Source organism: Ruegeria sp. BHSC026 (genome assembly GCF_059613065.1).
The window spans coordinates 14,610-28,901 of the sequence record NZ_JBXWRV010000005.1 but is presented as its reverse complement, the minus strand read 5'-3'; the positions used below and the strand labels follow the sequence as shown (position 1 = coordinate 28,901).

Here is a 14,292-nt window from a genome sequence, read left to right as displayed (position 1 = left end):
CGCCGCTAGACAGACGCCATGCCCAGCCCCGTGTCCTCGATCCGCAATCTCGGTCCCGCCTTTGAACAGGCCTGCGCCCGCGCCGGTATCCACTCGGCCGAGGAACTGCGCGAACTGGGCGCCGATGCTGCTTATGCAAGGCTGATCGAGGCCGGAACCCGCCCGCATTTCATCGGATACTACGTTCTGGTCATGGGATTGCAGGGCCGCCCATGGAACGATTGCAAGGGCGACGAGAAAAAGGCCCTGCGCGCAAGGTTCGACCGCATCAAGGCCGGCGCGAAAACGGCGCCCGTCTCGAAACTAGTCGCCGAGTTGGACGCCGTCGGCGTGCGCGTCTCGGCCTCTGACCTTACGCCCGAGGGCTGACGCGGCACGAAAAAGGGCCGCATCCGGCAGCGGGCGCGACCCTCTTCGATGTCAAATGACTGACGGCTTAGCCGACCAGCTCGATGCCCGAGAAGAAATAAGCGATCTCGACGGCTGCAGTTTCCGGTGCGTCCGAACCGTGGACCGAGTTTTCACCCACCGATTCCGCGAACTCGGCGCGGATGGTGCCGGGGGCCGCGTCTGCCGGGTTGGTGGCGCCCATGACTTCGCGGTTCTTGGCGATGGCGTTCTCGCCTTCCAGAACCTGCACCACAACCGGAGCCGACGACATGAATTCGCACAGCTCGTCATAGAACGGACGGTCCTTGTGGACTTCGTAGAACTTGCCGGCCTGTTCCTTGGTCATGTGGATGCGCTTCTGCGCGATGATGCGCAGGCCGGCTTCTTCCAGCTTGGCGTTGATCTTGCCGGTCAGGTTGCGGCGGGTTGCGTCGGGCTTGATGATCGAGAAAGTGCGTTCCAGTGCCATGCGGGCGTCTCCTTAATCTGACGGCGCGAACTGATCCGCGCCGGAATATACCGCGCGCCGCCTAACATGGACCGCAGCGGTTGGAAAGCCTCTTGTTGAGCACGCAATTGACACTTCCCGAGCCCTGCGCCACACCGCACTCATGCTAAGGATCGAAAACATCACCTATGCGGTCGAGGGCCGCCCCCTGTTCGAGGGCGCCAGCGCCACCATTCCAGAAGGCCACAAGGTCGGTCTGGTCGGCCGCAACGGCACAGGCAAGACCACGCTGTTCCGCCTGATCCGGGGCGAGCTGGCGCCGGAATCGGGCAGCATCACCCTGCCCCGCCGCGCGCGGATCGGTGGTGTTTCGCAAGAGGTTCCGTCGTCAAACGTATCGCTGATCGACACGGTCCTGGCAGCCGATACCGAACGGACCACCCTGATGGCCGAGGCCGAAACCGCAAGCGATCCGACCCGCATCGCCGAGATCCAGACCCGGCTGGCCGATATCGACGCCTGGTCGGCCGAGGCCCGCGCCTCGTCGATCCTCAAGGGCCTCGGCTTTGACGATGACGAGCAACAGATGCCCTGCTCGGCCTTTTCCGGCGGCTGGCGGATGCGTGTCGCGCTGGCCGCCGTGCTGTTTTCCCGGCCCGACCTGCTGCTGCTGGACGAACCAACCAACTATCTGGACCTTGAAGGCGCGCTGTGGCTGGAAAGCTATCTGGCGAAATATCCGCATACGGTGATCGTCATCAGCCACGACCGGGGCCTGCTGAACCGCGCGGTCGGTTCGATCCTGCATCTGGAAGACCGCCAGTTGACCTATTACGCGGTCCCCTATGACAAGTTCGCCGCCCGCCGTGCCGAACGTCTGGCCCAGGCCGAAGCCCAAAACGCCAAAGCCAAGGCCCGCATCGCCCATTTGCAGAGCTTCGTTGACCGGTTCCGCTACAAGGCGTCCAAGGCCGTTCAGGCACAATCGCGGCTGAAGATGATTGAACGCATCCAGTTGATCTCGACCCCGCAAGAGGCCGCCTTGCGCGCCTTTTCATTCCCCGAACCCGAGGAACTGTCGCCGCCGATCATCCAGATCGAGGGCGGCGTGACCGGCTACGGCGATACCGAGGTGCTGCGCCGCCTGAACCTGCGCATCGATCAAGACGACCGGATCGCTCTGTTGGGAAAGAACGGGCAAGGCAAATCGACCTTGTCCAAGCTGCTGTCGGACCGGCTGCCGCTGATGGCGGGCAAGATGACCCGCAGCAGCAAGTTGCGCATCGGGTATTTCGCCCAGCATCAGGTGGACGAGCTGCATGTGGACGAAACCCCGCTGGATCACCTGCGGCGCCTGCGTCCGACCGAAACCCCGGCCCAACTGCGCGCGCGCCTGGCGGGGTTCGGCCTTGGCGCAGATCAGGCCGAAACCGAGGTGGGCCGCCTGTCGGGCGGGCAGAAGGCGCGGCTGTCGCTGCTGATTGCCACGATCGACGCGCCGCACATGCTGATCCTCGACGAACCCACCAACCACCTCGACATCGAAAGCCGCGAGGCGCTGGTCGAAGCGCTGACCGCCTATTCCGGTGCTGTGGTTCTGGTCAGTCACGACATGCACTTGCTGGGGCTGGTGGCCGATCGGCTGTGGCTGGTCTCGGACGGCACGGTCAAACCCTTCGACGGCGACCTGGAAGCCTATCGCCAGATGCTGCTGGCGCGCGACAAGCCGCCGACGCGGGAAAAGCCGGCCGCCAAACCCAAACGTGCCTCTCGCGATACCATCCTGGCGTTGCGGGCCGACCTGCGGAAATGCGAGGAACGGCTGGAGAAGCTGACCGAGATGCACGAAAAGCTCTCGGCCAAACTGTCCGACCCGTCCTTGTACGAAGATGACCGGATCGGTGACCTGGAAACCTGGAACCGCAAGTTTGCCGAGGTGGTCGAGGCCATACAGCGCGCCGAAGCGCTGTGGGTCGCCGCCGCCGAACGGCTCGAAAGCGCCGAGGCTGCCGCATGATCGAAATGGCATTCTTCATAACCGCGTTCACAACCTTGTTCGTTGTGATCGACCCCTTTGGCACCGCACCGATCTTCGTCGCGCTGACGCAAGGAATGGACCCAGCCACCCGTCGCCGCGTCGCCTACCGCACGTGCCTGACCGCTTCGGGCATCCTTATCGCCTTCGCCGCTTTCGGCGAGGCGGTTCTCGGCTTTGTCGGCATCTCGATGGAGGCCTTCAAGGTCGCTGGCGGCGCATTGCTGTTTCTGACCGCGCTCGACATGCTGTTCGAGCGGCGCAACAAACGGCGCGAGGACCGTGCGGAAGAGGAAGAGCATCCTGACCCCTCAGTCTTTCCGCTGGCCATTCCGCTGGTGGCCGGGCCCGGATCGATCGCAACGATCATCCTGCTGGCCGGTGAGCACCCCGGCATTCAGGGCATCGCTGCGGCTGTCGGCGTGATGCTTGCCGTGATGGCAGTTGTCTTGCTGTTCTTCCTGTCCAGCGGCCTGATCGCGCGCATTCTCGGCAAGACTGGGTTGACCGTGCTGACGCGGTTGCTGGGCATGTTGCTTGCGGCGCTGTCGGTGCAGTTCATCCTGGATGGCCTCAAGGCCTTTGGTTTTGCCGCCTGACCCCCCATATTCCGATGGTATGAAGCGGTTTTGGGTGTACTGATGGATGGTTATGATCTTGGACGGCTGACCTATCTGGCTCTGCTCGGCGGGGCGCTGCTGCTGTGGTTGTTCACCCAGAACCGCCAGTCGCTGGGCAAGACCCTGCAAATGGTCATGGCCTGGGTCTTCATCTTCATCGGCGTCATCGCCGTGGTGGGCCTTTGGGATGACATCCGCTCGACCGTGGGCACCACACCGCAACTGGCCGTGGCCGGAAACGTGATCGAGGTGCCGCGATCGTTTGACGGGCACTACTATCTGCCGATGCTGGTGAACGGCAAACCGGTCACCTTCTTGGTGGATACCGGCGCCAGCCAGATCGTGCTGAGCCCCCGTGACGCGAAACGCGTGGGGATCGATCCGGACAGTATGAATTTCGTGGGCCGCGCAGCCACGGCCAATGGCCTGGTGCGCACCGCCCCTGTGCGGCTGGACAGCCTCGAATTGGGCCCCATCGCGGATCGCAACGTGTCGGCCTGGGTCAACGAGGGCGACATGGACCAATCCCTGCTGGGCATGGACTATCTGCAGCATTTTTCCAACATCCAGTTTGCCGACGGCCGGATGATCCTATCGCGCTGAATGGCGGCTTTCGGGATTGAGAACAAATCAGGAACATGCTAGCATTCGGCCATGTCCACGCATCTTCTTGGCCGCAAACCGGCGCGCGCGGCGCCGGGGCTAACCCTGCATGATGAGATTTCGCTGCAACTGACCCGCGTGCACGAGGCCTGCGGCCCCGCGCGGCGCAGCTTTGCCATGTGGCTGGCCGGTCAGGCGCAGGGGCCGGTTCTGTGGATCTCGCCCGCGTGGGAGGCCGATCAGCTGAACCCCGACGGCATGATGACCTTTGCCGATCCCGCCCGGTTCCTATTCGTCCGCCCCACCCGGGCCGAGGACCTGCTGTGGTGCATCGAAGAGGCACTGCGCAGCGGGGCGGTGCCGTTGGTGATCGGCGATCTGCCGGGGGCACCGGGTCTGACGCCGGTGCGACGGATGCATCTGGCCGCCGAACAGGGGGGCACGATGGGTCAGGCCCCGCTGGGCCTACTGCTGACCCCGGGTGAGGGCGGCGCGCAGGGGATCGAGACACGCTGGCACATGGCCCCGGCGCACACGGGCCAGACCCGCCGCTGGACCCTGACCCGCCGCCGCGCCCGCGCCCTGCCCCCGGTCAGTTGGCACGCCACCCAGACCGCGCCGCGCGCCGGGCTGCACCTGCAACGGATCGGCGCCGAGGAAACCTGCGCCTGACCGACCGGACCCAGAACAGGCAAGTTGTGACTGGTCAAACCGCAACCCGCGTCCTAGCGTGCCGGAATGACCCACCCGATCCACGACAGCCGCTATTCCTGGCTTCGCCTTCTGGTCACGCTGGCCATCGCGGCGGTGGCCAATGTGGGCATGTGGGCGGTGATCGTGGTGATGCCCGCAATCGAGACCCAGTTCGGCGCCAGCCGGGCCGAGGCCTCGATGCCCTACACGCTGACCATGATCGGATTTGCGCTTGGCAACATGTGGCTGGGTCAGGTGGTGGACCGAATGGGCGTGACCAAAGCGCTGATCGGTGCCGCAGGCCTCAGCGCGCTCAGCTATCTGCTGGCGACATGGGCGCCGACGATCACGCTGCTGTCGGCGGCGCATCTGCTGCTGGGTCTGGGCACCGCCGTCGGGTTCGGCCCGCTGATCGCCGATATTTCGCACTGGTTCCTACGCCGCCGCGGGATCGCCGTGGCGCTGGTGGCCAGCGGAAACTATCTGTCCGGCGCGATCTGGCCCACGCTCCTGTCTGGTATCCTCGCCCGCGACGGGTGGCAGCAGGTCTATCTGACCTTGGCGGTCATCACCCTGATCGTGGTCATCCCGCTGTCGCTGCTGCTGCGCCGGCAGGTCCCGGCCGAGGCGCATGGCACCGCCGCAGCCGCCGCGCAGATCAACGCGCGCAGCGTCGGCCTTTCGCCGCGAACACTGCAATATGTGCTGGGCCTCGCCGGGATCGGCTGCTGCATCGCTATGTCGATGCCGCAGGTCCATATCGTCTCCTATTGCGTGGGGCTGGGCTATGGCCCGGCAGTCGGGGCCGAGATGCTGTCGCTCATGCTGATGGGCGGCGTGGTCAGCCGGATCATTTCGGGGCTGGTGGCCGACAGGTTGGGCGGTGTTCACACGTTGCTGATCGGGTCGATCCTGCAATGCATCGCCCTGTTCCTGTTCCTGCCCTATGACGGGATGGTGTCGCTCTATGTCATCAGCCTGCTGTTCGGGCTGGCGCAGGGCGGCATCGTGCCCAGCTATGCGCTGGTCGTCCGGGAATACATGCCCCCGCAAGAAGCCGGGGCACGGGTCGGATTCGTGATGATGATGACCATCCTGGGCATGGCGCTGGGCGGATGGATGTCGGGCTGGATCTATGACGTCACCGGGCAGTACACGCTGGCCTTCGTGAACGGGATCCTATGGAACGGGCTGAACATCGCCATCATCCTGACGTTGCTGCACAGGTCCCGCCCGCGCCAACAAGGGGCCATCGCATGACATGGCTGCGCCGCCGAGACCTGATGGCCGCACTTGTAGCCCTGGTGGCCGCGCCTCCGACCCTCGCCGCACCCGTTCCCTACGTGCTCGCCCGCACGAAAACCCTGATCGCCTTCACCTTCGATCTGTCGGGCACGCCCCAGACCGGAACCATGCCGATCCGATCAGCGGATGTATGGGTGGACACGCGCCGCCTGCAGAACAGCCGCGCCACGGTCGTTCTGGACGTGGCGCGGGCCCAAACCCGCCTGCCCTTCGCGCGCGAACCGATGCTGGGCCCACAGGTACTGGACGCCGCAAGGTTTCCCGCGATCGGGTTCCGCTCGACCCGCATCCAACTGGGCCGGGGCGGACGTATCTCCGACGGCGCCACTGTCACCGGAGACCTGACCCTGCGCGGCCTCACCCGCCAAATCGCCCTTCAGGCCGCGCTGTTCCGACCGCCCGGCTCGGCGCGGGACGAGCTTGACCGCCTGTACATCCACCTGACGGGGGCGCTGAACCGCCACGTATTCGGGGCTTCGGGATATGCCGATCTGGTCGGACCGACAGTCAGGTTGGATATTCGCGCGGAAATCGAACGAAAAACCTGAGGCGGGCGGAAAACGACATCGGCGCGTCGAATAGGCGCGCACATCGCGGAAAGATACGCTCAAACAGGGACACCATGCGCACGATCATTACCTTTGCCGCCCTTTTCCTGTCGGTCATTCTATTGCAGCTTTCCACCGGCGGTGTCGGCCCGTTGGATGCCATTTCCGGCCTGACGCTGGAGTTCTCAACCGAACAGATCGGCCTGCTCGGGTCGGCGCATTTCCTTGGGTTTTTTGTCGGTTGCTGGTGGGCGCCGCGCCTGATGGGCAGCGTCGGCCATTCGCGCGCCTTCGCGGCCTGCACCGCACTGGGCGCGATGGGGCTGATCGGTCATACACTGACCGAAAACCCCTATGCTTGGGCCGCGATGCGGGTCGCCTCCGGCCTGTGCGTGGCTGGCTGCTATACCGTTATCGAGGCGTGGCTGAACGACAAGGTGACCAATGAAACCCGCGGCCGCGCCATGGGTACCTACCGGATCGCCGACGCCAGCGCCTCTTTGGCCGCGCAGCTGATCATCGCGGTGCTGCCGCCGGCCTCTTATGTCTCCTACAACGTGCTGGCCATCCTGTGCTGCGCGGCCCTGCTGCCATTGACCCTCTCGCGAGCCACGCAGCCGGCAACGCCCAAGGCCCCGCGCCTCCGTCCCGGGCTGGCATGGGCCTGCTCGCCGTTGGCGGTGGTGGGTGTCGTCGTGTCGGCCATCAGCGCGGCATCTTTCCGAATGGTCGGGCCGGTCTACGGCCAGGCCGTGGGGCTGGCGGTGGACCAGATCGCCTTTTTCCTGGCCTCGTTCGTTCTGGGCGGCGTGTTGGCGCAATATCCGGTCGGATGGTTGGCCGACAAATACGACCGCCGCTGGGTTCTTTTGTGGATTTCGGTATCCGCCATTCTGGCTTGTGGAGTCACCGCCGCCGCCGGTGGAAGCGGAACGATGGGCGTGATGCTGGCCGCCGGGCTGTTCGGGTTCACGACCTTTCCCGTCTTTTCTGTGTCAGCCGCCCACGCAAACGACTTCGCTACGTCTGAACAGCGGGTCGAGTTGGCGGCAGCCATGATGTTCTGGTACGCGATGGGCGCCATCGCAGCCCCCTATCTCTCTTCGGCCCTGATCCGCGCATTTGGCCCGCCCGCCCTGTTCGGCCTGATCGCGGCAGGGCATCTTTGCCTGATCCTGTTCGGCCTGAGCCGGATGCGTGCGCGCCCGACCCCCGAGGACCGGACCCATTACGTCTATGCCCCGCGCACATCCTTCACCATCGGCAAGCTGCTCAAGAGGTCGCGCGAAGGTCGATAGCAATCTGGGGCTGGGATTTCCCGATCCGGTTTGATAGAGCGCCCGCAGACAGTTAGGCGGAAACCAAACATGGCTCGGATTCTCATTACCTCGGCAATTCCCTACATCAACGGGATCAAGCACCTTGGAAACCTGATCGGCTCGCAGCTGCCGGCGGATCTGTTTGCGCGCTACCAGCGCGGCCGCGGCAACGAGGTCATGTTCCTGTGCGCCACCGACGAACACGGCACCCCGGCCGAGTTGGCCGCCGCCAAGGCCGGCAAACCGGTGGCCGAATACTGCGCCGAGATGCACGAGGTGCAGGCCGACATCGCCAAGCGCTTTGGCCTCAGCTTCGATCACTTTGGCCGATCGTCCAGCTCGCAGAACCACAAACTGACCCAGCATTTTGCCGGCAAGCTGGCCGAGGCCGGGCTGATCCGCGAAGTGATCGAAAAACAGGTATACTCCAACGCCGACGGCCGGTTCCTGCCCGACCGCTATATCGAGGGCACGTGCCCCAACTGCGGTTACGAAAAGGCCCGCGGCGACCAGTGCGAGAACTGCACCAAGCAGCTGGATCCGACCGATCTGATCGACCCGCGCAGCGCGATTTCTGGCTCGACCGACCTTGAGGTGCGCGAGACCAAGCACCTGTATCTGCGCCAGTCGGCAATGAAGGATCAGCTGGACGCCTGGATCGACAGCAAGACCGACTGGCCGGTGCTGACCACCTCGATCGCCAAGAAATGGCTGCATGACGGCGACGGCCTGCAGGACCGCGGCATCACCCGCGATCTGGACTGGGGCATCCCGGTCAAGAAGGGCGACGAGGACTGGCCCGGCATGGAGGGCAAGGTCTTTTACGTCTGGTTCGACGCGCCGATTGAATACATCGCCTGCGCCAAGGAATGGGCCGACGCCAACGGAAAGCCAGATGCGGAATGGGAACGCTGGTGGCGCACAGACAAAGGCGCCGACGACGTGCGTTATGTGCAGTTCATGGGCAAGGACAACGTGCCGTTCCACACCCTGTCCTTCCCGGCCACCATCCTGGGCTCGGGCGAACCGTGGAAGTTGGTCGATCACCTGAAATCGTTTAACTATCTGAATTATGATGGCGGACAATTCTCGACTAGCCAGGGCCGCGGCGTCTTCATGGACCAGGCGCTGGACATCCTGCCCGCCGACTACTGGCGCTGGTGGCTGCTAAGCCACGCGCCCGAAAGCAGCGACAGCGAATTCACCTGGGAGAACTTCCAGCAGTCGGTGAACAAGGACCTGGCCGACGTACTGGGTAATTTCGTCAGCCGCATCACCAAGTTCTGCCGCTCAAAATTCGGCGAAGAAGTTCCGGCCGGCGGTGCATTCGGCGAACGCGAACAGGCCTTGATCGAGGAATTGACCAAGCGCATCCGCGCCTACGAAGCGCATATGGAGGCGATGGAGGTCCGCAAATCGGCGCAGGAGTTGCGCGCGATTTGGGTCGCCGGCAACGAATACCTGCAGGCCGCTGCGCCCTGGTCCACCTTCAAGGAAGACCCCGAGCAAGCCGCCGCGCAGGTTCGCCTTGGCCTGAACCTGATCCGGCTCTATGCGGTTCTGAGCGCGCCGTTCATTCCCGAGACCTCGGCCAAGATGCTGAGCGCGATGAACACGCTCGACACCAGCTGGCCCGACGACGTGGAGGCCGCGCTGGGCGCCCTGCCCGCCGGACACGCGTTCACGGTGCCGGACGTTCTCTTCGCCAAGATCACCGACGAACAGCGCGAAGACTGGCAAACACGTTTTGCCGGAACGCGCGCCTGACCCGCGCAGCGACGGGGTGCAACAGGGGGCCATCTGGCCCCCGTTTTTTTTCGCACGCGCCAAGCCTGCACAATCAAAGGCTTGAGAAATAATCCCTTTGCCTCCATCCTGACGATGAATTTCGTCTGGGCCCTCGGAACCGGACAGCAGATCCGGGCCCCGCGCCCGCATTGAACGAGGCAATTGTCATGAACCCTGTTTCCCCGCCGTGCCGCTCTCCTCTGCCCCGTGCCGTTGGTCGTGCGGGACGGTTTGTTGCCGCCATCATTGCGATTGGCCTGATGCAGCCGGCATCGGCGCAGGAAGACTCCAGCGCGCCGCCCCCCAAGGTCTCGATCGCGGCGGCCTATACGCAGGAAATCACCGAGGAAGCGACCTTCATCGGCCGCGCCGAGGCGATCAACAAGGTCGACATCATCGCTCGCGTCAGCGGTTTCCTGGAAAGCCGCGAGGTCGAAGACGGCGCCGAAGTCAAGGATGGCGACCTGCTGTTCACCATCGAACCCGACCTCTATCAGGCCACGCTCGAGGCGCGAAAGGCTGACCTGGACCGTGCCGAGGCCAATCTGGAACTGGCCAAGGTGGATCTGGCCCGCAAGGAAGAGCTGTTCCGGCGCGAAGCCACGCCGGAATCGGAAGTGGACATTTCACGCGCCAACGAATTGGTCGCCGAGGCCGAAGTCAAAGCTGCACAGGCCGCGATCCGGCAGGCCGAACTGGACCTGAGCTATACAAAGATCCACGCACCGTTCGACGGCCGGCTAAGCCGGATCAATGTCAGCGTCGGCGATGTCGTCGGTCCGAACACCGAACCTCTGGTAAACCTGGTCAGCGAGGCTCCGATCTATGTGACTTTCTCGTTGAACGAGAAACAGTTCACCTCGGTGCTTCAAGCGGTCAACGAAACCGCATCGACCCTGGCCGAAAGCGAGAAGAGCCCGGTGGTCAAGCTGACCCTGCCAAACGGAACCGAGCTGCCCGAGACCGGCAAGATCGTGTTCGTCGACAACCGGATAGACCCTTTGACCGGCGCCATCACCTTGCGGGCCGAGTTTGAAAATACCGACCGCCTAATCGTCGACGGCGCTTTCGTCAACGTCCAGATCGAGGCGCTGGAACCCACGCTCGAGGTTCTGATTCCGCAGGCCGCCTTGCAGCGCGACCAGCGCGGCGAGTTCGTTCTGGTCGTAAACGACAAGCAGATGGTCGAACAACGGTACATCACCACGGGCAACAACGTGGGTTCTGCGGTGATCGTGAAGGAAGGCCTGCGCGAAGGCGAAAGCGTCATCGTCGAGGGGCTGCAGCGCGTGCGGCCCGGGGTGGCCGTGGACGCGGTCGTCGCTGCAGAACAGCCGGGAGAATAACCGATGTTTTCCGCCCTGTTCATCAGCCGGCCCAAGCTGGCCTTCGTCATTTCACTGATCCTGACGATCATGGGCATGATCGGTTACATGGTTTTGCCGGTGGCGCAGTTTCCCGACATCACGCCCCCGGTGGTCAGCGTTTCGACCAATTATACGGGCGCAAATGCCGAAACCGTGGAAAACACAGTGGCCGCCCCGATCGAGGCGCAGGTCAACGGCGTGGACGACATGATCTACATGACCTCCACCTCGTCGGACAACGGATCCTATTCGCTGAACATCACCTTCGAGGTCGGCACCGACCCGGATATCGCCTCGGTCAACGTTCAGAACCGGGTGGCGCAGGCCATGTCGTCGCTGCCCGCCGAGGTTACCGCCTCCGGGGTCGTGACCCAGAAAGCGTCGACCAACATGCTGCTGCTGGTGACGCTGACCTCGCCCAGAGGCACCTATGACAGCGTGTTTCTGTCGAACTACGCTTCGATCAACCTCAAGGATGCGTTGGCGCGGGTGCAGGGCGTGGGCAAGGCCGAGGTTCTGACCAATCTGGAATACGCGATGCGGATCTGGATGGACCCTGACAAGATGGCTGCCCTGTCGATCACGCCAGGTGACGTGATTTCGGCCATTCGCGAACAGAATATCGAGGTGTCGGCTGGCTCGATCGGTGCCCCGCCAGTGCCCGAGGGCCAGACCTTTCAATACACGATCAAGACCAAAGGCCGCCTGACGTCGGCCAATGAATTCGGCGATATCGTTATCCGCACCGGCGACGCCGGGTCCATCGTGCGGGTCCGTGACATCGCGCGGGTCGAACTGGGCGCCCAGTACTATGCGGCATCGGGGTATTTCCAGGCCGTGCCTGCCACCGTGATCGGCATCTATCAGGCACCCGGCGCCAACGCGCTGGCCGTCTCCGAGAGGGTCGAGGCGGAACTGGAGCGCCTGTCGCGCGCCTTCCCGACGGATGTGGAATACGCGATTCCGTTCAATACCACCGATTTCGTCGAACAATCCTTGAACGATGTGGTTTCGACCCTGATCCTGACCTTCATCCTGGTGATCTCGGTCGTGTTCGTGTTTTTGGGCAGTTGGCGGGCCACGATCATTCCGGCAGTGGCCATTCCGGTTTCGCTGATCGGAACCTTCGCGTTCCTGCTGCTGTTCGGCATGTCGCTGAACACGATCTCTCTGTTCGCGCTGGTGCTGGCCATCGGCATCGTGGTCGATGACGCCATCGTGGTGGTCGAGAACGTGGAACGCATCATCGCCGAAGAAGGCCTGCCGCCCGCCGAAGCGACGCGCAAGGCGATGGGCCAGATCACCGGCCCTGTCATCGCGACCACGCTTGTCCTGTTGGCGGTGTTCGTGCCCGTGACCTTCATGCCCGGGATCTCGGGGCGGCTGTATTCCCAGTTCGCGGTCACCATTTCCACCGCGGTCGTGATCTCGTCGATCAACGCGCTGACGCTGTCTCCGGCCTTGTGCGGAATGGTCTTGCGGGCGCGGTCCGGCCCGCCCAAGGGGCTGCTGGCCGCGTTCGAGGGGTTTATCGGCTCGATGCGCGCGGGCTATGTGGCCATCGTGCGCAAGCTGCTGATCGTCCCGGCAGTGTCCTTGGCAATCGTGGCCGGGTTCGGCTTTGGCGGGGTCACGATCATGTCGAACACCTCCAGCGGCTTCCTCCCGCTCGAAGACAACGGTTACCTGTTCGTCGACATCCAACTGCCCGACGCGGCCACCCTGGAACGGACCGAGGCCGTGACCAAGCGCGTCGACGACCAGATCCGCCAGATCCCCGGCGTGGCCAATACCGTGCTGATCAACGGTTTTTCGATGCTCAACGGCACCATCACCAATGGCGCAGCGATTTTCGCGAACCTCGACAACTGGGACGACCGCCAGGATGAAGACCTGAGCGCCGACGCCATCCTGCAGAAGGTGCTGGCCATCGCCAATGGTGAATCCGCCGCCTCGATCGTGGCCTTTAACCCGCCACCGATCCAGGGTTTGGGCATGTCGGCCGGCGTGGAAATGGAGGTGCAGCAAACCGGAGGCGGCTCGCCTCAGGATCTCGCGTCGGCGGTCGGGTCCTTTGTCTATGCCGCCAACCAGAGGCCGGAAATCGGCCAAGCCTACACGACCTTCCGGGCCAACGTGCCTCAGTTGTTCGTGGATTTGGACCGCGAGAAGGCCAAGACGCTGCAGGTCTCGGTCGCCGAGATCTTCCAGACCATGCAGGCGCAGTTGGGGTCGTATTATGTCAACGACTTCAACCTGTTCGGCCGCGTCTATCGCGTGATGATCCAGGCCGAGGGGTCGTATCGCGACAATGTCGAGGACATCTCCAACCTGTATGTGCGTTCGAACGAGGGCAAGATGGTTCCGTTGGGCACGCTGATCGACGTGGAAAACGTGCTGGGGCCAGTATTGCTGAAGCGGCACAACCTGTTCCGCTCGGCCACTGTAACGGCGGTGCCGGCCGAAGGGCTGTCGACCGGTGACGCCATCGCCGTGATGACCGAGGAATCAGCCACCGCCCTACCCCCCGGTTATGCGTTCGAATGGACCGGTACGGCCCAGCAGCAGCTGGCCTCAGGCGGGCTGGTCGTGGTGATCCTGGGGCTGGCCATCCTGTTCGGCTATCTGTTCCTGGTGGGGCAATACGAAAGCTGGACCATGCCGGTTTCGATCCTGCTGTCGGTGATCGTCGCCCTGTTCGGCGCGGTCGCGGCGGTGGCGATCGTGGGCAGCGACATCAACCTCTATACGCAGATCGGGATGATCATGCTGGTGGGGCTTGCATCGAAAAACGGCATTCTGATCGTGGAATTCGCGATGGAGCAGCGCGCCAAGGGCTTGTCCATCAAAGAGGCCGCCGCCGAGGCCGCGCATCAGCGGTTCCGGGCCGTGATGATGACGGCGCTGTCCTTCCTACTGGGCGTCGTGCCGCTGCTGGCGGCCAGCGGGGCCGGTGCGGCCAGCCAGAAGGCCATCGGCGTGGCCGTGTTCGGCGGCATGTTGGCGGCAACGCTGGTCGGCGTGATCGTGGTTCCGGTTCTCTATGCTGTCATGCAGGGGCTGCGGGAATGGATCAAGGGCAGCAAGGGTTCGGGGCCATCCGAGGAAACGGCCTGAGTTCCCGGCGGACTAGGAACAGAAACCGCCCCGCTGATGCGGGGCGTTTTTTCGGCGAC

At 63.8% G+C, this 14,292-nt stretch carries 12 protein-coding genes; 11 read left to right on the top strand and 1 reads right to left on the bottom strand.

Annotated features, from left to right (window positions below):
- Positions 1 to 18: 18 nt before the first annotated feature.
- Positions 19 to 369: a TfoX/Sxy family protein gene (locus AC2FME_RS07970; RefSeq protein ID WP_496800128.1), complete on the top strand. Its 351-nt coding sequence runs from the start codon at positions 19 to 21 to the stop codon at positions 367 to 369.
- 67 nt (positions 370 to 436) lie between these two features.
- Here AC2FME_RS07970 and ndk read toward each other — a convergent pair whose 3' ends face one another.
- On the bottom strand, positions 437 to 859 hold the full coding sequence (gene ndk, locus AC2FME_RS07965) for a nucleoside-diphosphate kinase (RefSeq protein ID WP_496680898.1): 423 nt from the start codon (positions 857 to 859) through the stop codon (positions 437 to 439).
- 142 nt (positions 860 to 1,001) lie between these two features.
- Here ndk and AC2FME_RS07960 point away from each other — a divergent pair, with 142 nt between their 5' ends.
- From AC2FME_RS07960 to AC2FME_RS07915, 10 genes are all read left to right on the top strand, one after another.
- Entirely contained in the window at positions 1,002 to 2,855 is a 1,854-nt protein-coding gene (locus AC2FME_RS07960; RefSeq protein ID WP_496800127.1) for an ABC-F family ATP-binding cassette domain-containing protein, read from the top strand.
- Positions 2,852 to 3,472 carry a MarC family protein gene (locus AC2FME_RS07955; RefSeq protein ID WP_496743317.1) on the top strand — a complete coding sequence of 207 codons (621 nt, stop codon included), beginning with the start codon at positions 2,852 to 2,854 and terminating at the stop codon, positions 3,470 to 3,472. The genes AC2FME_RS07960 and AC2FME_RS07955 overlap by 4 nt, the downstream gene beginning before the upstream one ends.
- Before the next feature lie 42 nt (positions 3,473 to 3,514).
- Entirely contained in the window at positions 3,515 to 4,096 is a 582-nt protein-coding gene (locus tag AC2FME_RS07950) for a retropepsin-like aspartic protease family protein (RefSeq protein WP_496680906.1), read from the top strand.
- 51 nt (positions 4,097 to 4,147) lie between these two features.
- Complete coding sequence (locus tag AC2FME_RS07945; RefSeq protein ID WP_496800126.1) at positions 4,148 to 4,768, top strand: ImuA family protein; 621 nt, start codon at positions 4,148 to 4,150, stop codon at positions 4,766 to 4,768.
- Positions 4,769 to 4,834: 66 nt separating this feature from the next.
- The gene (locus AC2FME_RS07940; RefSeq protein ID WP_496680910.1) at positions 4,835 to 6,049 is read left to right on the top strand and encodes an MFS transporter; all 1,215 of its coding nucleotides are present in this window, start codon (positions 4,835 to 4,837) and stop codon (positions 6,047 to 6,049) included.
- Positions 6,046 to 6,642 (top strand): YceI family protein, encoded by a 597-nt coding sequence (locus tag AC2FME_RS07935; protein WP_496800125.1) that lies wholly within the window; start codon positions 6,046 to 6,048, stop codon positions 6,640 to 6,642. Before AC2FME_RS07940 ends, AC2FME_RS07935 begins: the two co-directional genes overlap by 4 nt.
- Before the next feature lie 74 nt (positions 6,643 to 6,716).
- Positions 6,717 to 7,940: an MFS transporter gene (locus AC2FME_RS07930; RefSeq protein ID WP_496680914.1), complete on the top strand. Its 1,224-nt coding sequence runs from the start codon at positions 6,717 to 6,719 to the stop codon at positions 7,938 to 7,940.
- Between the two features lie 69 nt (positions 7,941 to 8,009).
- Positions 8,010 to 9,728: a methionine--tRNA ligase gene (gene metG / locus AC2FME_RS07925; protein WP_496800124.1), complete on the top strand. Its 1,719-nt coding sequence runs from the start codon at positions 8,010 to 8,012 to the stop codon at positions 9,726 to 9,728.
- 281 nt (positions 9,729 to 10,009) lie between these two features.
- Positions 10,010 to 11,095 carry an efflux RND transporter periplasmic adaptor subunit gene (locus AC2FME_RS07920; RefSeq protein ID WP_496800123.1) on the top strand — a complete coding sequence of 362 codons (1,086 nt, stop codon included), beginning with the start codon at positions 10,010 to 10,012 and terminating at the stop codon, positions 11,093 to 11,095.
- 3 nt (positions 11,096 to 11,098) lie between these two features.
- Positions 11,099 to 14,233 (top strand): efflux RND transporter permease subunit, encoded by a 3,135-nt coding sequence (locus tag AC2FME_RS07915; RefSeq protein WP_496800122.1) that lies wholly within the window; start codon positions 11,099 to 11,101, stop codon positions 14,231 to 14,233.
- Positions 14,234 to 14,292 lie beyond the last annotated feature (59 nt).